This window comes from Pseudonocardia wallangbongensis, from assembly GCF_054486945.1.
The window spans coordinates 297,576-315,968 of the sequence record NZ_JBRERS010000005.1; the positions used below are offsets into that span (position 1 = coordinate 297,576).

Here is an 18,393-nt window from a genome sequence, read left to right on the forward strand (position 1 = left end):
CCGGATCCCGCTGCCGGGTCCATCCGAGTGCCGGCCGGTCCAGGGGGGACGTGCGGGCCGGCCGGCACGCACGTGACCAGGAGGGAACCGATGACCACCACGACCGTGCGGAGGGGCCGGGCCGTGCTCGCCGGCTGCATCGCGGGAATCGCGTTTCTCACGGCGTGCGGTGGCGGGGACGCCGGTGGGGGGAGCGGCGCGCTCGCCTCCCGGGCGCCTGCCGATGTCGCCCGCGAGGCGCCGGACGTCACCCGCGCCGCGGGGACGTCCCGCTACGTCGCCGAGATGACCTACTCGACCACGGGCGGCCCGCTCGGCGACGAGTCGTGGAAGTCGAGCGGCACCGGCACCTACGACTACGCTCACCAGATCGGCGACGGGGAGTTCAGCACCGACGACGCCCGGTTCCCCGTCCCGCCGCAGGAGACGGTGTTCCGCAACAACGTCCTGTACCAGCGGGATGTCGGGGCGACCCGGTGGCAGAAGATCGACTTCTCGGACCTGGTGAACACACCGGTCGGCCAGCACGACCCCAGCGAGCAGCTCGACCTCCTGCGCGGGGTGTCCGACGACGTGCGCGAGGCCGGCACCGCCGAGGTGCGGGGCGACGAGGTGACCCGGTACGCGATCACCATCGACCCCCAGCGGCTCGCCGACGCGAGCGGTGTCGTCGTCGACGGCGGCCTGGTCCAGGCCGCGCTGCAGGCCGCGGGGCCGATGCCCGGCCAGGTGTCCGTCGACTCCGACGGCCGTGTCCGGCGGCTCGAGGTCAGCATGGAGTCGAACGGTGCGGACCTCGCGGCGTCGCCGGAGATGAGCCGGATGCTCGGAGACAACCCCGAGCTCCAGAAGATGTTGCAGGACCGGCGGACCACCTTGCAGATCAGCGTCGAGTACTTCGACTTCGGGATACCGGTGACGGCGCAGGAACCCGACCCGTCGCAGGTCGACAGCGGTCCCGCGTTCCCCCGGATGCCCGACGTCCCCGGCGTGCCCGATCTCCCCGGTGGGAACTAGACCGGACCGGTCGTGCCCCGCACCACCAGCTCCGTCGGCACCGTGACGGAGGGCGGCGACCCGTCCGCGCCGTGGAGCGCCGCGAGGATCATCTCGGCCGCCAGCACGCCCTGCGCGACGACCGGCTGGGCCACGGTCGTCAGGTCGAGCAGCGCGGCCATCTCGTGGTCGTCGATCCCGATCACCGACAGGTCCCGCGGCACCTCGACCCCGGCGTGGCGGGCGGCCTGCACGGCGCCCATCGCCATCTCGTCGGACGCGGCGAAGAGCGCGGTCGGCGGGTCCGGCAGCCGCAGCAGCCGGGTGGCCGCCGCGTGCCCGCCGCCCACCGTGAAGCCGCCGACGGCCTCGAGCTCGGGGCGGACGGGCAGCCCCGCGGCGGCGAGCTCGGCCCGGTACCCGACGCACCGTTCGCCGGGCATCGCCGTCTTGAGCGGGTCGTCGCCACCGATGAACCCGATGCGCCGGTGGCCGAGATCGAGCAGGTGCCGCACGGCGCACCGCGCGGCACCCTGGTCATCGATGTGCACGCTCGCCCAGCCGGGGACGTCCGCGCCCACGATCGCCACCGGCCCGCCGACCGTGGAGAGGGCCGCGACCTCCTCGGCGGTGGGGTGCAGGCCCAGCACCAGCACCGCGTCCACGCGCTTGCTCAGCAGCGTGCCCGAGAACGCGCGGCGGCGTTCCTGGGCGTCGGTGCCGAGGCTGTAGAGCAGCAGGTCGTAGCCGGCCTTGCGGAGCCGCTCCTCCGCGCTGTGCACGATCGCCGCGAAGTACCAGCGGTTGACGAACGGTGCGACCACGCCGACCGCGTTGGTCTGGCCGCTCGCCAGGCTCGCCGCGCTGGGCGACGCCACGTACCGCAGCTCGGCCGCGGCCGCGAGCACGCGCTGCCGGGTGGCGTCGGAGACCCGGGGCAACCCGTGCAGCGCACGGGAGACCGTCGCGATGGAGACCCCCGCCGCGTCCGCGACGTCCCTGATCGTGCTCACGGCGGGCCCGGCCCCGGGTCAGCCCTTGACGCTTCCGGCGAGCAGGCCGCGGACGAAGTAGCGCTGCAGGGCGAGGAAGACGACCAGGGGGACGATGATCGCGACGAACGCGCCGGGAGCGAGCAGGTACCAGTTGGACCCGCGGTCCCCGACGAGGTTGGCGAGGCGGACGGTCAGCGGGGCCACGTCGAGCGTGCCACCGGCGAAGACGAGGGCGACGAGCAGGTCGTTCCACACCCACAGGAACTGGAAGACCGCGAACGCGGCGATGGCCGGCTTCATCAGCGGCACCATGATCGTGGTGAAGATCCTGACGTGGCCCGCGCCGTCCACGCGCGCCGCCTCCACCAGCTCCGCGGGGATCTCCCGCATCGAGTTGTGCAGCAGGAAGGTCGCGAGCGGTAGCGCGAACGTGGAGTGCGCGATCCAGACCGTCCAGAACGTTCCGTTCAGCCCCGTGCCCACGAAGATCTCCAGCAGCGGGAGGAGCGCGACCTGCAGCGGGACGATCTGCAACGCGAAGATCGCCACGAACAGCGTGTCGCGCATCGGGAACCTCGTCCACGCGAACCCGTAGGCGGCCATCGTGGCCAGGGTGATCGGGATCGCCACCGAGGGGAGCGTGATCAGGATCGAGTTGGCGAAGAAGCCGATGAGCGGCTGGTTGCCGCCGAACAGCACCTCGGCGTAGTTGTCGAAGGTGATGGCCGGGTTCGCGAAGAAGGTCCACCACCCGGTGCGCTGCACGTCGCGTTCGGGGCGGAACGAGGACAGGAACAGCCCGAACGTCGGGATGGTCCAGAGCACCGCGATGACGAGCGCGGCGAGGGACGCCCCCCGCGACGTGAGGCTCTTCTTCGCCGCCGCGGAGCGCGTGGCCGGGATGGCCGGGATGTCGGATCCGACGCCTGCGCCGTCCTTGGTGCCCAGGGCGGTCATCGCGCATCCACCTTCCGCATCTGCCGCACGTTGTAGACGACGATCGGCACCACGAGGACGAACAGGATCATCGCGAGCGCCGAACCCATGCCCAGGTCGGACAGGCGGAAGCTCTGGACGTAGAACTCGTTCGCGATGACGCTCGTGTCGAACTGGCCGCCGGTCATCGTGCGGACGATGTCGAAGACCTTCATCACCGCGATGCTGATCGCGGTGACCACGACGACCACCGCGGGCCGGATGCTCGGCAGCGTGATGTAGAAGAACAGCCGCAGTCCGCCGACCCCGTCCAGCCGGGCCGCCTCGACGATGTCGCTCGGGATCGCCTTGATCGCGGCCGAGAGCACGGTCATCGCGAAGCCGGCCTGGATCCAGATCATCACGACGATCAGGAGCAGGTTGTTCCACGGCTCCGCGAGGATGAAGTTCACCGGCTCGAAGCCGAGCCACACCAGGAACTGGTTCAGCAGCCCGACCTGCTGGATGTTCTGCTGGTTGGGGCGGTACTCGTAGACGAACTTCCAGATGATCGCCGCGCCGACGAACGAGATCGCCATCGGCAGGAAGATCAGCGCCTTCGCGAACGCCTCGAACCGCGTGCGGTCCACGAGCACCGCGTAGACCAGGCCGATCGCCGTGGAGAGGATCGGGGTGATCACCACCCAGAGCAACGTGTTGCGCAGCACGACCACGAGGTCGGGCTGGGTGAAGATCCGGATGTAGTTGGCCGGCCCGACGAAGCCCGCGCTGCTGGCGTCGAGGACGGACTGCACCGCCGTTCGCCCCGCCGGGTAGAGCAGGCCGACGAGCAGGAGCAGGAGAGCGGGTGCGGTGAACGCGATGCCGGCCACCAGGTCGGTCCGGCGCCCCCTGGCGCGGTCGGCGACGAGCAGGACCACGCCCATCACGGCGGCGAAGACGACCACCGCGACCAGCAGCTGGAGCAGTTTGTCGAGCAGGGTCATGCCGGCCCACCTCCGGGCACGCCGAGGGAGGCGCCGGGGACGGGCGGATCGCGCCCGCCCCCGGCACCGGGGATACCGCAGAGGCCTCGCGCTAGGAGGAGGCGGGCCAGGACTGCTCGACGAAGTTCAACGACTCCGTGCTGCTCTGGCCGGTGATCCAGTCGGTCATGCCCCGCCAGAACGACGCGGAGCCCACGGCCGCCGGCATCAGGTCGGAGCCGTCGAACCGGAAGGTCTTCGACTGGTCCTGCAGGATCTCGGCCGAGAGCTTGTCGATCGGGTTGGAGAGGTTGTTCGGGTCCAGGCCCGTGTTGGCGCTGATCCAGCCGCTCTGGCCGAGGTCGCTACCGGCCTTCGCCTTCGCGTTGGCCCACTCGGGCGAGGACAGGTACGCCTGGAACGCCTGCACCTCCGGCCGGTCGGAGAACGCGACCACGAACTCCGAACCCACGAGGATGGTCTGCGGCGCGGTCTCGTTGATCGGCGGCAGCTCGAACGCGAAGGCCTGGCCGTTCTCCGAGATGTCGGTGCCCTCGGGGAAGTTGGCCGCGTAGAAGTTGGCCTGACGGTGCATGAAGCAGGTGCCGTCGAGGATCGGAAGGCCGGCGTCCTGGAACGTCGTGGTGGCGATCGAGGACACGTCCCCGAGGCCGCCGTTGACGTAGTCCGAGTTCTTCAGGATCGAGCCGACGCGGTCGAGCGCCTTCACCACGCGCGGGTCGTTGAACGGGATGGCGTGCGAGACCCACTGGTCGTAGACCTCGGGCCCGTTCTCGCGCAGCATCACGTCCTCGAGCCAGTCCGTGAGCGGCCAGCCGGTGGCGTCGCCGGAGCCGATCCCGGCGCACCACGGCTTGCCGCCGTCGGCCACGATGCGGTTCGAGAGCGTCACCATCTCGTCCCACGTCTTGGGGACGGCGTAGCCCTTCTCCGCGAAGGCCTGCGGCGAGTACCAGACGTAGGACTTCACGTTCGAGCCGAGCGGGGCGCCGTACAGGGTGCCGTCGACGCTGCCCGCGGACTTGAACGTCTCCGAGTAGTACTGGTCGACGTTCGCCACCACGGCCTGCGGGGCGGGCTTCACCGCACCGGGGCTCTGCGTCACCAGCGTGTTGATCATGCCGGGCTGCGGGACGTACGCGATGTCGGGCGGCGAGCCGGCCTGGACGCGGACCGGCAGCTGTGCCTCGAACTCCTTCGAGCCCTCGTAGACGATCTGCGTGCCCGTGCACTCCTCGAACTGCTTGTACGAGTCGATGTGCGGCTGGTCCTCGGGCGCGACGATCGAGGTGTAGATCGTGACCCTGGTGCCGGAGAGGTCGCCGTACTGCGAGAACGCGGCGCAGTCCTCGCTCGAGGAGGCGGCGTTCCCCCCGCCACCGCCCGCGACGTTGCTGCCGCTGCATCCGGCGAGCGCGAGGCTGAGACCCAGAGCGGCGCCGACAACGGCTGTGCCGCGCGGTCGTCTCCGCAGGATCGATCCGGACTTCGGGGCTGGCATCGCACCCTCCGCGTCGATGGGAACGGGGCGGGCAGGCCGCCCGCGCCGCGTGAGATCCGCGCAATGGAAGCGTTTACGCACCGGCCCGGGCAACCGGGCGCGGTAACGATGCCGTAACTCCGACGGTAGGTAGCCGATCAGTCACGACCCGTGTTGGGGCTTCTCTTCGAGCACCCTGCCATGGCAGGCTGCAAGCGCTTTACTCCCTCTCACTCGGATCGTCCGGCACGTTCCTGCCGGTGGAAGGAGCACAGCATGGCTGCTGTGACCTATGAAAAGGCGACCCGCATCTACCCGGGGTCCACCAAGCCCGCGGTCGACTCGCTCGACCTGGAGGTCGCCGACGGCGAGTTCCTCGTCCTGGTCGGACCGTCCGGATGCGGCAAGTCCACGTCGCTGCGGATGCTCGCCGGACTCGAGGACATCGACCAGGGCTCCATCCACATCGGCGGCCGTGACGTCACCCGGGTCCCCCCGAAGGACCGCGACATCGCGATGGTCTTCCAGAACTACGCGCTGTACCCGCACATGACCGTCGCCGAGAACATGGGCTTCGCGCTCAAGATCGCCGGCCGCCCGAAGTCGGAGATCGCGGAGCGGGTGGGTGAAGCCGCCAAGCTCCTCGACCTCGAGGACTACCTCGAGCGCCGCCCGAAGGCCCTCTCCGGTGGTCAGCGCCAGCGCGTGGCGATGGGCCGGGCCATCGTGCGCCAGCCGCAGGTGTTCTGCATGGACGAGCCGCTGTCCAACCTGGACGCCAAGCTGCGCGTCTCCACCCGCACCCAGATCGCCGCGCTGCAGCGTCGGCTGGGCATCACCACGGTCTACGTCACCCACGACCAGGTCGAGGCGATGACGATGGGCGACCGCGTGGCGGTGCTCAAGGACGGTCTCCTCCAGCAGGTCGCCACGCCGCGTCAGATGTACGACAAGCCGACCAACGTGTTCGTCGCGGGCTTCATCGGCTCGCCCGCGATGAACCTGCTGCCGGTGGACGTCGACGGCGACACGCTGCACTTCGGCGGCGCCGACATCAGCATCCCGCGCACCGCGGTGGAGGAGGTCGGCTCCACCCGCTCGGTGACCGTCGGCGTCCGGCCCGAGGACATGGAGCCGGTCGAGGCCGGGCGTGGGCTGGCCACCGAGGTGGACGTCGTCGAGGAGCTCGGCGCGGACGCGTACGTCTACGGCACCAGCGAGATCGGCGGCGAGCGCCGCCCGATCATCGCCCGGGTCGACGGCCGCAACGTGCCCGACAAGGGCTCGGTGCTGCACTTCGCGCCGCGGCAGGGCCACCTGCACCTGTTCGCGGGCGACACGGGCGAGCGCATCGAGGCCTGATCCGCGCAGCACGTCTGCGGCCCCGGGACCGGATCCTCGGTTCCGGGGCCGCGGTCCGTCCTCACCCGACCGGCGCGGGCAGTGCGGCCCGCAGCCGCACCTCGGTGCCGAGGATCTCGGCCGCCGGCCGCAGCCCGGCCCGGCGCAGCAGCCGCGTGATGCCGACGTCGTCCGGGCGCGCGCAGCCCACGATCTCCGCGTGCCCGTGTTCCGCGGCCACCTCCACGAGGCGCCGCAGCAGCGCCGTGCCGAGCCCGCGGCCCTGCCATCCGTCCTCGACCAGCACGGCGGCCCTGGCCGATCCGGGCGCGTCCGGCTCCGGATCGAGGTTGGCGACGCCGACGGCGCTGCCACCGTCCGCGGTGACGGCCAGCACTGCGTGCAGCGCCGTGGGCGAGACCGCCGGTCCGAGCACGGCGGCCAGCTCCTCGGGCTGCAGCCGCGGGGCCGGGTTGAGGAAGCGGGAGCGCCGCGACGCCGGTGAGCAGCGGGCGTGCAGAGCCGCCACCAGCGCGCCGTCACCGGGTTCGGCCGCCCGCAGCCGCACCTCGGACCCGTCGCGCAACAGCAGGGCGCGGTCCGCGCCCGGGCTGCGGGCCGGGGCCCGCATCGCGAGCTGCGTGGCCAGCTCCAGCAGCGCCGCCGCCCGGGAGAGCTCGGTCGCGGTGAACGGCCATGGCCGCCCGACGTGGATCTGCTGGGTGCCGCCGCGCAGCGTGTGGACGTGACCGGACGGCGCCGACGTCGGGTCGACGAGGCGCGCCCGCAGCATCGTGGCCACCGCGCTGGGTGCGCTGCCCGGATCGGCCACCACCATCCGCGCGAGTGCCAGCGCTGTGGTGGCCGGGTCCGACAGCTCTGTGGCGTCGCCGCGCACCAGCAGCGTGCAGGGGATGCCGGCCGCCTCGACGGCGCCGATCAGCGCGGCCGGTTCGATGTGATCGGGGACCTGCACGATCAGCTCGTCGGTGACCGAGCCGTCGTCGGCCGGCTCCCCGACCACGTGCAGGGAGAGGATGTTGCAGCCGGCCCCGCCGACGGCGGTGGCGAGCCCGCCGAGGCGGCCGGGCTGGTCCTCGAGGTCGACGTGCATCCGCCACAGTGCCACGGGACCAGCTTCCCCGTGCGTTGTTTCCGATCCGCTACCGCGGCGTGACGGGCCGGCGCGCCCCGGGGAAGTTGCAGCAATCAGCGGACCGCCCGCCGCGCGAAGTCGATCTCCGTCGCCACGTGCCGGAGCGTCTCCTCCACCACGAGGCTCCCGTGGCCGGCGTCGAAGCGGCTCACCTCGTACGTCACGTCACCGCGGGTGGCGAGGGCGTCCAGGTAGTTGTCCACCTGCCGGATCGGGCACCGCGGGTCGTTCTCGCCCGCGAGCACGAGCACCGGCACGCGCACGCGGTCGACGTAGGTGAGAGGTGAGGCGTCCCGGTACGCCTCCGGTCGCTCGGCGGGTGAACCCCCGAAGAGCGCCCGGTCGAACGCCCGCAGCTGCTCCATCTCGTCCGCGTACGCGGTGAGGTAGTCGGCCACCGGCACCCCGGCGAGTGCGGCCGCCCACCGGTCCGGCTGGGTGCCGACGGCGAGCAGCGTGAGGTATCCGCCCCACGACCAGCCCTCCACCACGCAGCGCTCCGGGTCCACCAGCCCGTCGGCCACGCAGCGGTCGTGCACGGCGGCGACGTCCTCCAGCTCGGTCAGCCCGGGCCGGCCCTCGATCCCGTCCCGCCACCCGGAGCCGTAGCCGGTCGAGCCGCGGTAGTTGATCTCGACGACCACGAACCCGGCGTCCACCCATGCCGCCCGGGCTGGGTTGAACCGGTCCTCGTCCGAGGCGTGCGGGCCACCGTGCAGGGCGAAAACGGCGGGCGCCGGGCCGTCGACGCCGGTGGGGCGCGCGACGAGGGAATGCACGGGCCCGCCCGGGCCGTCCACCCACAGGTCCTCCACCGGCACCGAGCCCGGGGCGCGCTCTCCCGGCGGGGCGACGAGCACGCGGTCGGTGCCGTCCGGGTGCAGCGCCCGCACCGCCGACGGTTCGGCGGCGGACGAGCACGTGTACTCGACCGTGCCGTCGGGGCGCACCTCTGCGGAGCCCACGCAGCCGGGGGCCACCGGCAGCTCGGTCAGCTCCCCGGACTCCAGGTCGTACCGGTACAGCCGGGTGCGGGCGGCGGCCGTGTGCCAGACGAGCAGGTTCCGCCCGTCCGGGTGGAAGTCCGCGTAGACCTCGCCGGGCAGGTCGAGGGAGATCTCGCGCTCGGTGCCGGCGAGGACGTCCCACAGCAAGAGCTCCTCGCGGCCGTGGCGCTCGTGCAGCAGCAGGAGCCGCCCGTCCCCGTCGACCGGGGCGAACACCAGCGGCGTCAGGCCCAACCCCGGTCCGTCCGACTTCTCGGCCACGGGGCTGCCGTCGGACACGCGCACGACCCGGACCGCCGGGTGCCGCGAGTCCCCGTGCTCGGAGTGGCTGATGGCGAGCAGCGTCTCGTCCTCCGACAGCGCTCCGACCCCGGCGTCCTCCGCGTGCTGGTAGACGACCTCCGCCGGCCCGTCGTCGCGGCGCAGCCAGATCTTCGTTCCGTCGTCGGTGGAGGTTCCCGCGGCCACGACGGTGCGCCCCACCTCCAGCCCCGCCGGGTACCCGTCCTCGACGGCGGGGAGGGCGACCTCCGGCGCGGTGTCGACGGGCAGGCCGGCGAAGGGTTCGCGCACCCAGTGCCCGAACTCGTCTCCGTCGGTGTCGGCGAACCACCAGACCGACCCGCCGTCCGGCGGGAGCGTGGCGATGTGGGTGCCGCTGCGGCGGTCGGTGACCCGCCGGTGCTGGTCCGTGGCGCGGTCCCAGACATACACCTCCGTGGTGCCGCTGGCGTTCGAGGTGTAGACGCAGCGGTCCGGCGCGTCGCGCGCCCAGCCCGGCCGCGACATCCGCGGCGCGGTGAACCGGGCGCGCCAGCGCTGCTCGCGCTCGTCGTCGAAGAGCCGGTCCGGGACGGGGGCGAGGGGGTGCTCGGTCACCCCGGGATCATGCCGCAGCTACCCGCCGAGTTCGGTGACACTCGCCTCGGGTGACTTCTCTGCGATGATTCGCGTGTGACCGAGCCGGTGCGACCCGAGGACATGCGCATCTCGGACGTGGAGCGCAACGAGGTGCAGGACCGGCTCCGGCGGGCCCACGACATCGGCCAGCTGGACCTCGGTGAGTTCGACGAGCGGGTCAGGTCCGTCTGGGCCGCCCGCACCCGCGGCGAGCTCGCCCGCATCACCGGCGATCTCCCGGCGCCCCCGCCCGAGTCCGGTCGCCGGGCGGTGTTCTCCGACACCGGCGGCGGCATCACGATGCGGGTGCTCACGATCGTCTGGGGCAGCCTCGCCGCCGTGAACTTCGTCGTGTGGGGGTTGATCGCGGTGAGCACCGGCCACTTCCTCCACCCGTGGTGGATCTGGGTGGCGGTGCCGCCCGGTGTCGCCCTCGCGGTGCTCTACGCCGCGGGGATCGGCCGACCGCCCCGCGACCGCTGAGCATCCGTCACTCCCGCACGAAGAAGCAGAACGGGTGCCCCACCGGGTCGAGGAGCACCCGCACGTTCTCCTGGGGCTGGAACCCGGCGAGCGTGGCGCCGGCGTCCAACGCGTAGGCGACGGCGCCGTCGAGGTCCTCGACCTCGATGTCCAGGTGCAGCTGCATCTGCTGCCGTTCTCGACCTGCCGGCCAGGTCGGGGGCTCGTACAGCTCCTCGAACTGGAAGGACAGGCCCGGGCCGCCACCCGGCGGCCGCAGCGTGACCCATTCCGGATCCTCCTGCACCGCAGGCCAGCCGAAGAGCTGCCGGTAGAACGCCGCGAGAGCGCGGGGATCAGGGGCATCGAGCACGGTGGCGGACAGCGTCAACGCGGGTCGCTCCACCCCGCGGAGTATGCCGCTGGCTCGTGCCCGTCGCAGGGCGTTAGTCTCGCGTTCGTGTCGAGCCCCGAGGCGTCCAGAGGGTAGCCACCGGTCGATCGGTGGCCAGGCGTCAGCTCCTGCATCCCGCTCCGTTCGACCGGTCCGGATCTCACCGACCTCGTCGATCTCGTCACGGAGCACACGCTGTGCAGAAAACTTCCATGCCGCCTGTCGTCCACCTGCTCGGGACAGCGGTCTTCGCCCAGGGAACGTCCGAGTTCATGGTGGCCGGCCTCGTACCGGACATCGCATCGGACATGTCCGTCTCGATCCCGGATGCCGGCCTGCTGACCTCCGCGTTCGCGGTCGGCATGGCCGTCGGCGCGCCGTTCATGGCGCTGCTGGCCATCCGCTGGCCGCGCCGGCTCGCGCTCGTCGCCTTCCTCGCCGCGTTCGTGCTCGCGCACGTCGTCGCGGCCATGGCCGCCTCCTTCGAGGTGCTCGTCGCCACCCGGGTGGTCGGGGCGCTGGCGAACGCCGGGTTCCTCGCGGTCGGCCTGGCCACGGTGACGAGCATCGTGCCGCCCGACGCCAAGGGGCGCGCCCTGGCGGTGCTGCTCGCCGGGACCACGATCGCCTGCGTTGCAGGCGTCCCCGCTGGGGCGTTCCTCGGCGGCCTGTGGGGCTGGCGCTCTGCCTTCTGGGTGGTCTCGCTGCTCTGCGTCCCCGCCCTCGTCGGGGTGCTGACGTCGGTGCCGAAGAAGCGTTCGGGTGCGGTCCCGCCGAGTGCCCGCGGCGAGCTGCGGACACTGCGACGTCCGAGGTTGCTGGGGACGCTCCTGCTCGGAGCGCTCGTCAACGGGGCCACGTTCTGCTCGTTCACGTTCCTCGCCCCGGTGCTCACCGACGTCGCCGGGATCGAAGCCGGGTGGATCCCCGCGATGCTGGCCCTGTTCGGCGGCGGCTCGTTCCTCGGCGTCCGGCTCGCCGCACGCTGGTCCGACAGCCACCCCGGGCCGGTGCTCGCGGGCGGCGGCACCCTGCTCGCCACCGGATGGGTCGTGTTCGCGCTCGTGGCCGGCAACGCCGCCGCAGCGGTCGTCCTCGTTCCGTTGCTGGGCACGCTCGCGTTCGCGGTGGGTAGCACGCTGATCGCTCGTGCGCTGTACATGGGCTCGGACGCGCCGAACCTCGCGGGGAGCTTCGCGACGGCGTCGTTCAACGTCGGTGCCGCTGCCGGCCCGTGGATCGGGGGGAGCACGATCGCGGCCGGCCTCGGGCTGGGCGCGCCGCTGTGGGTGAGCGCGGCGCTGGTCGCCGCCGCTCTCGCCCTCGCTATCCCGTTCTCCGCAGGAACTCGAGCACCCGTCGCATGACCAGTGCCGTGGCGGCCTCGTCGTAGTCCGGCGAGGCGCTGTCGGTGAACAGGTGCCCGTCACCCGGGTAGAGGTGCAGCTCCGCCTCCGCGACGGCCCCGACGAGCTCGTGGGCGACGTGGACGTCCCCGAGCTCGTCGAGGGCCATCGCGTGGATCTGGAGCGGCACCCCCTGCGGCCACGAGCCCCCGTAGAAGGAAAGGGGGACGCACCCGTGCAACAGCAGGGCGCCCGTCGCGCCCGGCCGCGTCTGGGCGATCATCTGTGCGGGCATCACCCCGAGCGAGAACCCGGCGGGGACGATCGCGGCGGGCAGCGCCTCGGCCGCCCGCCTGCCGCGTTCGACGATCGTGCCGAAGCCGACCTCCTCGGCGTGCCTGACGCCGGCGACCACCGAGGTGAAGGTGCGGCCCTCGTACAGGTCGGGCGTGTGCACGACGTGCCCGGCGGTGCGCAGGGCGTCGGCGAACGCGACGCAGCCGGGGGTCAACCCCAGCGCGTGGTGGAACAGGAGCACCTCGGCCACGAGGCCGGTGTCACTTCCGGTCGGCGAGGCGCGTGATGAACGCCAGGGTCGCGATGAGCAGCAGGACCGCCGGGAGGAACATCGTGACCGTCCAGTAGTCCCAGACCCAGTCCCAGGGCGTGTCCATGTGCCATTCCTCCGTGGGGAAGCCAGCCGATCACGTCCGACGGTACCCGTCGGTCGGGCCGGGTGAGCTGCGGGCCCGCTCCTCCGCGCGGAGGGCGCGCGTGAGCAGGCGGCGCGGGCCGCTGCCCTGCTCGCCGAGCCGGTCGTCGCGGTTGCGCAGCAGGCACCGGTCCAGGGAGAGGCAGCCGCAGCCGATGCAGTCGGCGAGGCTGGTGCGGCTGCGGTCGGCCACCAGCTTCCGGCCGCGCTCGCGGATCCGCTGCTGACCGCCGCGCGTGCCGCGTTCACGTCGGGGTTCCACGTGACGTCGCTCGTCAGCGCGGTGCTGATGGTGCTCGTCGCGGTGCTGGTGCTGCGGTACCGGCCGGCCGTTACCTTGGCGGGGTGAACACCACCGCCGTTCCCGAGCCGCGGGTCCTCGTGATCGGGCTCGACCCGTTCCGGGTGCCCGGGCCCTGGGACCCGGCACCCGTGGTCGAGGCGGTCGCGGTCGGCATGGCCCGTTTCGCCGACGCCGGGGTCGGGGTCGAGAGCTGCCTGTTCGGGCTCGACGGGAGCGACGACATCGAGGCGGTCGTGACCGGGGCGCTCGGCAGCCGTCCGTGGGAGGTGGTCGTCGTCGGTGGCGGCGTCCGCAAGCCCGAGGACCAGCTCGAACTCTTCGAACGCATCGTGAACCTCGTGCGCCGGCACGCACCCGGTGCCGCGATCGCCTTCAACGGCTCGCCCTCGGACACCTTCGATGCGGCGGCCCGCTGGCTGCGCCGGTGACGGCGGCCGACCCGATGATCACCGCTGCCGCGGGGGGATCTCGACACCTTGGGCGTTCACCTCGATGCCGTATGCCGTGAGCAGCCGCCGGTGCCGGCTGACGATCTTGGCGTGTCGTACCGTCGGGGGTACCGCGATCGCCAGGCACAACAGCCCGCCGGCCAGCAGCCCGGCCGCGACGAGCGGGGCGGTGCTCCACAGGCCGTCCGCTGCGGACCCGTGCCTTCCGAGCCCCCAGAACAGCGATATCACGACCAGCGGCATGCCGGGTAGCACGATGAGCATGCCCCATGCGGTCGCCCGGAACCCGTGCGCGACGACCGCGTCCCGGTGGGCGGACTTCACGGCGGCCGGCAGCGGGCTCGGGTAGGGGTAGGGCCGGCTCGCGGCGGCGCGTTCGATGTCCGCCGGTTTCGCGAGCACCGCCGTTCCGGGCGCCGGCAGCGCGGGTGGCGCCGACCGTTCGAGGACCGCGGCCGCCCCGTGGAACGTGCGGCTCAGGGCGAAGAAGGCCACTGCCGCGAGGCCGATGGCCGTCCCGCTCACCACGCCGCCGGTCACCCCGGTGAGCAACCCGGCGGCGACGGCGATGCCGGCCAGCGCGGCCGCCAGCATCTCGCCCCGCTTCGCGGCGGCGGCTGCCTTCGCGCTGGACGGGCCGGCGCCCGCGACGAGCCCGGAACGTGCGAGCGCCACGACGGCGCCCAGCGTCGCGGCGAGCATCACCAGCCCGGGCGTCGCCGCGACCAGGTGACCCGCCGTGACGACCGTGCGCACGGCCAGCCAGACCAGACCGGCCGCGGTTGCCGCGCAGATGGCCACGGCGGCGAACCGCACGGTGGTGAAGACCCGATCAGTCCCAGACCGCATACCGAGTCCGACTCCCGTCGCGCCGATCTGGTTGGGGGCCAACGACCCTCGGGTGTCGAGAACGCGGCGCCGGCTCCGTCCCAGGGACACGAGCGGCCACGAGGGGCCGCTGCGTGACACGGGAGGGAACGATTGCGTCGCTGCCGAGGGTATCGCGGCTGCTGTCGCCTGACGTTCTCGAACCACCGACCAGAAACAGCCGCACCAGGGAGGTCCGCCCCCATGGCCGTCGCTGATGATCTCGACCGCGCCACCGACTCGACGTGGGACTGCGTCGACTCACCTCATCCGCGGCGGGTGAGGACGCCCGTTCCGGGGGTCGCCAGGGTCGCGATATGTCGACTCCGAAGTCCGCATCTACGGCGATCGTCCAGCAGCAGGAAGATCTACTGAAGCGCCTGCCCTTCTCCGATACCCAGGACTTCGAGGATGCCAACCGAGGTCTGGTCGCCCCGATCGAGTCCCCCGTCGCCGACGGGGACGGGCAGGCCCTGTGGGACAACTCGACCTACTCGTTCCTCGACGGTGACGCCCCGGACAGCGTGAACCCGAGCCTGTGGCGCCAGTCCAGCCTCGTCGCGATCGGGGGGCTGTTCGAGGTCGTCGAGGGGATCTACCAGGTCCGCGGCATGGACCTGTCGAACACGACCTTCGTCGAGGGTGACGAGGGCGTCGTCGTGATCGACACCCTTCTCACGGCCGAGACGGGTGCGGCCGCACTGGCTCTGTACCGCCGACACCGCGGTGACCGGCCGGTCAAGGCGATCATCTACACGCACTCGCACGTCGACCACTTCGGCGGCGTGAAGGGCTTCGTCACGCAGGACGAGGTCGACGCCGGGGCCGTGAAGATCTTCGCTCCCGACGGCTTCATCCAGGAGGCGGTTGCGGAGAACGTCTATGCGGGCACAGCTATGAGCCGCCGGTCGGCGTACATGTACGGAGCCGCGCTGGCCCGCGGCCCGCAGGGGCAGGTCGGAGCCGGCCTCGGGCAGACCGTGTCCACCGGCACGGTCACGCTGATCCCGCCGACCGGCATCATCACCACGACGGGGCACGAGGAGACCGTCGACGGTGTGCGGATGGCCTTCCAGATGGCGCCGGGCACCGAGGCGCCGGCGGAGATGCTCGTGTACCTGCCCGACTTCAAGGCCCTCTGCGCGGCCGAGGACGCCACGCACAACCTGCACAACCTGCTGACCCTGCGCGGCGCGGTCGTGCGCGACCCGCACGCCTGGGCCCGCTACCTCACCGAGACGATCGACCTGTTCGGCGGCGAGGCCGAAGTCGTCTTCGCCTCACACCACTGGCCGACCTGGGGTGCCGACCGCGTGGTCGAGTTCCTGTCGACGCAACGGGACCTGTACGCCTACTTGCACGACCAGACACTCCGGATGCTCAACAAGGGGTTGGTCGGTCCGGAGGTCGCCGAGGAGATCGTCCTGCCCGCCGCGCTGGAGAACGCCTGGAACGCCCGCGGCTACTACGGCTCGGTCAGCCACAACGTCAAGGCCATCTACCAGCGCTACCTGGGCTGGTTCGATGGCAACCCGGCCCACCTGTGGGAGCACCCGCCCGTCGAGAAGGCAAAGCGCTACGTCGACTTCATGGGCGGCGCCGACGCGGTCATCGAGAAGGCGCGAGGCGCGTACGACGCAGGCGACTACCGGTGGGTCGCCGAGGTCGTCAACCATGTCCTGTTCGCGCAGCCCGACCACGCGGCCGGTCGCGAACTGCTCGCCGACACCTACGAGCAGCTCGGGTACGGCTCGGAGAACGGCACCTGGCGTTGCTTCTACCTGTCCGGGGCGACCGAGCTGCGCGACGGGCGGTTCGGCTCGCCGACGGAGGCCAACGCACCCGACGTGATCGGCCAGCTCACACCCTCGATGCTGTTCGACGCCATCGCCATCCAGGTCGACGGACCCCGGGCATGGGACGAGAAGCTCAGCATCGACGTCGTGCTCACCGACGTGGACGAGCGGTACCGCCTTCGCCTCGCCAACGGAGTCCTGACCTACAGCCCGCGACCGCAGAAGGGCGACGCGGACGCGATGCTCACCACGACCCGGCGTGCGCTACCCGCGCTCGCGATGGGCCGACTGAGCACCGAGGGCCTCGCCGAGGCGGGCATCGAGCTGACCGGTGACGCATCGGTCCTCGCACGCCTCGAAGGCGTCCTGGACCCGGGCGACAAGAACTTCGCGATCGTCACGCCGGACTGAGTCGTGCCGCCAGGCACTAGTGTCCCGAACCGAAAGTCCATCACATAACTCGACGGCCCAGCTTCCCGCTGGCCGCACCGGCGAACCGTCCGAGTACGCCCGGTACGAGGCCGGCCCGCCGGCGCACCCAGCGGAAACCTGGATCCGCCGATTTATGCACCGGACTTCCGGTTCGGGACACCAGCAAGCCGTGCGGAGCCCGCACGTTCGAGATCGTCTCCCAGAATCCTCCCGGGGAGGCCCCAAACGGATTCAGGGCCGGCCTCCCTCTGCGGGAGACCGGCCCTGACCTGGCTTCTTCTGGTCGGGGTGACAGGATTTGAACCTGCGACCTCTTCGTCCCGAACGAAGCGCGCTACCAAGCTGCGCCACACCCCGATGGCCCGAGGGCCGGGGACGAGTCTAGCCGACGTCCGCGGAGGCCGACGCAGGGGTGGCCCGCGCCGCGGCCGCCAGCGACGGCCGGGGCACGAGGGTCAACAAGGTGGCCTCCGGAGGGCAGGCGAACCGCACCGGGGCGAACGGGGACGTGCCGAGCCCCGCGGAGACGTGCAGCCACGTGTGGACGCCCCAGCGGGACGCGCCGCGGGCGCGGGAGCGGTCGAGGCCGCAGTTCGTGACGAGCGCGCCGATGCCGGGAACCCGCAGCTGACCGCCGTGCGTGTGGCCGGCCAGCACGAGGTCGTAGTCGTCGGCGGCGAACCGGTCGAGCACCCGTGGTTCGGGGGAGTGGGTGAGGCCGAGGCGCAGGGCGCCCGCGCGGCGGCCTGCGACGCGGTCGTAGCGGTCCAGGCCGAGGTGGGGGTCGTCCACCCCGGCCGCGGCCACGTCGAGCCCGCCCACGGTGAGATCGACGCGCGAGTGGGTGGCGTCGTGCCACCCGCGCTCCAGGAGCGCGGCCCGCAGGTCGCGCCACGGCAGCGGCTCGCCGTGGCTGCGGCGGGTGCTCTTAGCCAGGTACCGGGCGGGGTTCTTGGGGGTGGGGCCGAAGTAGTCGTTGCTGCCGAACACGAACAGGCCCGGCAGGTCGAGCAGCGGGCCGAGCGCGGCGACGGCGGCCGGGACGGCGCGCGGGTGGGCGAGGTTGTCGCCGGTGTTGACGACCAGGTCGGGCTCCAGCTCGGCCAGCCGGGCCACCCAACGTTGCTTGCTGCGCTGGCGGGGCGTGAGGTGCAGATCCGAGATGTGCAGCACGCGCAGCGGCCGCGCGCCCGTCGCCAGCACCGGGAGCGTGCTCTGCCGGAGGGTCCACCTGCGGCGCTCGAAACCGGCGGCATAGGCGAGGGTGGCCGCACCGGTGGTGGTCGCGCCGAGCGCGACCCGTGCCCAGCTGTTCACAACTGCAGGGTACGTCGGACGGGGAGTGCATTAGCGTGCGCTCCCGTGAGCACTCTCAAGGAGCGGCTGCGGTCCGACCTGACCGCGGCGATGAAGTCCAGGGACGAGCTGGTGAAGGCCACCCTCCGGATGACGCTGACGGCCATCGGGCACGCGGAGGTAGCGGGCGCCGAGGCCCGGGAGCTCAAGGACGACGAGGTGCTCGCGATCATCCGGAAAGAGGCCAAGAAGCGCGCCGAGTCGGCCGAGGCGTTCGCCGGGGCGGGCCGCGACGAGCTCGCCGCGCAGGAGCGCGCGGAGGGCGAGGTGCTGGCCCGCTACCTGCCGGCGCAGTTGTCCGACGACGAGCTGGCCGAGATCGCCCGCGCCGCCGTCGAGCAGACCGCCGCCGACCTGGGAGAGCGGCCCGGGCCGCGGCAGATGGGCCAGGTCATGAAGAACGCGACGGCCGCGGCCGCCGGCCGAGCCGACGGGCGCCGCCTGGCCGCGGCGGTGAAGGCGCTCCTCACGACCTGAC

Annotated in this window: 18 protein-coding genes and 1 tRNA gene; 7 read left to right on the top strand and 12 right to left on the bottom strand. The window is 72.2% G+C overall.

The features are described from left to right. The first annotated feature begins 90 nt into the window (after positions 1-90). Positions 91-1,017, top strand: coding sequence for a hypothetical protein (locus tag ACU436_RS20430; protein ID WP_459027553.1), 927 nt, complete (start codon positions 91-93; stop codon positions 1,015-1,017). Here ACU436_RS20430 and ACU436_RS20435 read toward each other — a convergent pair. From ACU436_RS20435 to ACU436_RS20450, 4 genes are all read right to left on the bottom strand, one after another. Next, positions 1,014-2,009 carry a LacI family DNA-binding transcriptional regulator gene (locus ACU436_RS20435; protein WP_459027556.1) on the bottom strand — a complete coding sequence of 332 codons (996 nt, stop codon included), beginning with the start codon at positions 2,007-2,009 and terminating at the stop codon, positions 1,014-1,016. The two genes, ACU436_RS20430 and ACU436_RS20435, sit on opposite strands and share 4 nt — an antisense overlap. Positions 2,010-2,027: 18 nt before the next feature. Then, positions 2,028-2,948: a carbohydrate ABC transporter permease gene (locus tag ACU436_RS20440; RefSeq protein WP_459027558.1), complete on the bottom strand. Its 921-nt coding sequence runs from the start codon at positions 2,946-2,948 to the stop codon at positions 2,028-2,030. Further along, positions 2,945-3,913 carry a carbohydrate ABC transporter permease gene (locus ACU436_RS20445; protein ID WP_459027559.1) on the bottom strand — a complete coding sequence of 323 codons (969 nt, stop codon included), beginning with the start codon at positions 3,911-3,913 and terminating at the stop codon, positions 2,945-2,947. Before ACU436_RS20445 ends, ACU436_RS20440 begins: the two co-directional genes overlap by 4 nt. 91 nt (positions 3,914-4,004) lie before the next feature. Then, positions 4,005-5,414: an ABC transporter substrate-binding protein gene (locus ACU436_RS20450; protein WP_459027561.1), complete on the bottom strand. Its 1,410-nt coding sequence runs from the start codon at positions 5,412-5,414 to the stop codon at positions 4,005-4,007. A 255-nt stretch (positions 5,415-5,669) separates the two neighbouring features. Between ACU436_RS20450 and ACU436_RS20455 the strand changes: the two genes are divergently transcribed. Continuing rightward, on the top strand, positions 5,670-6,755 hold the full coding sequence (locus ACU436_RS20455) for an ABC transporter ATP-binding protein (RefSeq protein WP_459027563.1): 1,086 nt from the start codon (positions 5,670-5,672) through the stop codon (positions 6,753-6,755). A gap of 61 nt (positions 6,756-6,816) precedes the next feature. On the opposite strand, the gene ACU436_RS20460 is transcribed toward ACU436_RS20455, so the two are convergent. Both ACU436_RS20460 and ACU436_RS20465 read right to left on the bottom strand, forming a co-directional pair. Then, entirely contained in the window at positions 6,817-7,863 is a 1,047-nt protein-coding gene (locus ACU436_RS20460; RefSeq protein ID WP_459027565.1) for a GNAT family N-acetyltransferase, read from the bottom strand. Between the two features lie 80 nt (positions 7,864-7,943). Further along, positions 7,944-9,776, bottom strand: coding sequence for a S9 family peptidase (locus ACU436_RS20465; RefSeq protein WP_459027567.1), 1,833 nt, complete (start codon positions 9,774-9,776; stop codon positions 7,944-7,946). 75 nt (positions 9,777-9,851) lie between these two features. Here ACU436_RS20465 and ACU436_RS20470 point away from each other — a divergent pair, with 75 nt between their 5' ends. Then, positions 9,852-10,280, top strand: coding sequence for a DUF1707 SHOCT-like domain-containing protein (locus ACU436_RS20470; RefSeq protein WP_459027569.1), 429 nt, complete (start codon positions 9,852-9,854; stop codon positions 10,278-10,280). Positions 10,281-10,287: 7 nt separating this feature from the next. Here the strand turns inward: ACU436_RS20470 and ACU436_RS20475 are convergent, their stop codons facing one another. Next, complete coding sequence (locus ACU436_RS20475) at positions 10,288-10,665, bottom strand: VOC family protein (protein ID WP_459027571.1); 378 nt, start codon at positions 10,663-10,665, stop codon at positions 10,288-10,290. 200 nt (positions 10,666-10,865) lie between these two features. Here ACU436_RS20475 and ACU436_RS20480 point away from each other — a divergent pair, with 200 nt between their 5' ends. Next, on the top strand, positions 10,866-12,020 hold the full coding sequence (locus ACU436_RS20480; protein ID WP_459027572.1) for a Cmx/CmrA family chloramphenicol efflux MFS transporter: 1,155 nt from the start codon (positions 10,866-10,868) through the stop codon (positions 12,018-12,020). On the opposite strand, the gene ACU436_RS20485 is transcribed toward ACU436_RS20480, so the two are convergent. Both ACU436_RS20485 and ACU436_RS20490 read right to left on the bottom strand, forming a co-directional pair. After that, positions 11,980-12,546: a dienelactone hydrolase family protein gene (locus ACU436_RS20485; protein ID WP_459027574.1), complete on the bottom strand. Its 567-nt coding sequence runs from the start codon at positions 12,544-12,546 to the stop codon at positions 11,980-11,982. The genes ACU436_RS20480 and ACU436_RS20485 overlap by 41 nt on opposite strands. A 157-nt stretch (positions 12,547-12,703) precedes the next feature. Continuing rightward, positions 12,704-12,973, bottom strand: coding sequence for a MerR family transcriptional regulator (locus ACU436_RS20490; RefSeq protein ID WP_459027576.1), 270 nt, complete (start codon positions 12,971-12,973; stop codon positions 12,704-12,706). 83 nt (positions 12,974-13,056) lie between these two features. Between ACU436_RS20490 and ACU436_RS20495 the strand changes: the two genes are divergently transcribed. Beyond that, on the top strand, positions 13,057-13,443 hold the full coding sequence (locus tag ACU436_RS20495; RefSeq protein ID WP_459027578.1) for a hypothetical protein: 387 nt from the start codon (positions 13,057-13,059) through the stop codon (positions 13,441-13,443). A gap of 18 nt (positions 13,444-13,461) precedes the next feature. Here the strand turns inward: ACU436_RS20495 and ACU436_RS20500 are convergent, their stop codons facing one another. After that, positions 13,462-14,313, bottom strand: coding sequence for a hypothetical protein (locus ACU436_RS20500; protein WP_459027580.1), 852 nt, complete (start codon positions 14,311-14,313; stop codon positions 13,462-13,464). A 335-nt stretch (positions 14,314-14,648) separates the two neighbouring features. On the opposite strand from ACU436_RS20500, the gene ACU436_RS20505 reads away from it, so the two are divergent. Beyond that, positions 14,649-16,538 carry an alkyl/aryl-sulfatase gene (locus ACU436_RS20505; protein WP_459027582.1) on the top strand — a complete coding sequence of 630 codons (1,890 nt, stop codon included), beginning with the start codon at positions 14,649-14,651 and terminating at the stop codon, positions 16,536-16,538. Positions 16,539-16,839: 301 nt separating this feature from the next. Here ACU436_RS20505 and ACU436_RS20510 read toward each other — a convergent pair. Then, positions 16,840-16,916, bottom strand: a tRNA-Pro gene (locus ACU436_RS20510). A 24-nt stretch (positions 16,917-16,940) separates the two neighbouring features. Beyond that, positions 16,941-17,876 (bottom strand): metallophosphoesterase, encoded by a 936-nt coding sequence (locus tag ACU436_RS20515; protein ID WP_459027584.1) that lies wholly within the window; start codon positions 17,874-17,876, stop codon positions 16,941-16,943. Positions 17,877-17,921: 45 nt separating this feature from the next. Here ACU436_RS20515 and ACU436_RS20520 point away from each other — a divergent pair, with 45 nt between their 5' ends. Continuing rightward, a complete protein-coding gene (locus ACU436_RS20520; RefSeq protein WP_459027586.1) occupies positions 17,922-18,392 on the top strand; it encodes a GatB/YqeY domain-containing protein in 471 nt (156 codons plus the stop codon). Position 18,393: the final 1 nt, after the last annotated feature.

Bases quoted from the DNA above. Each gene is read 5' to 3' on its own strand.
- ACU436_RS20430 (WP_459027553.1), top strand. From the start codon at position 91: ATGACCACCACGACCGTGCGGAGGGGCCGGGCCGTGCTCGCCGGCTGC.
- ACU436_RS20440 (WP_459027558.1), bottom strand. From the start codon at position 2,948: ATGACCGCCCTGGGCACCAAGGACGGCGCAGGCGTCGGATCCGACATC.
- ACU436_RS20445 (WP_459027559.1), bottom strand. From the start codon at position 3,913: ATGACCCTGCTCGACAAACTGCTCCAGCTGCTGGTCGCGGTGGTCGTC.
- ACU436_RS20450 (WP_459027561.1), bottom strand. From the start codon at position 5,414: ATGCCAGCCCCGAAGTCCGGATCGATCCTGCGGAGACGACCGCGCGGC.
- ACU436_RS20455 (WP_459027563.1), top strand. From the start codon at position 5,670: ATGGCTGCTGTGACCTATGAAAAGGCGACCCGCATCTACCCGGGGTCC.
- ACU436_RS20480 (WP_459027572.1), top strand. From the start codon at position 10,866: ATGCCGCCTGTCGTCCACCTGCTCGGGACAGCGGTCTTCGCCCAGGGA.
- ACU436_RS20500 (WP_459027580.1), bottom strand. From the start codon at position 14,313: ATGCGGTCTGGGACTGATCGGGTCTTCACCACCGTGCGGTTCGCCGCC.
- ACU436_RS20505 (WP_459027582.1), top strand. From the start codon at position 14,649: ATGTCGACTCCGAAGTCCGCATCTACGGCGATCGTCCAGCAGCAGGAA.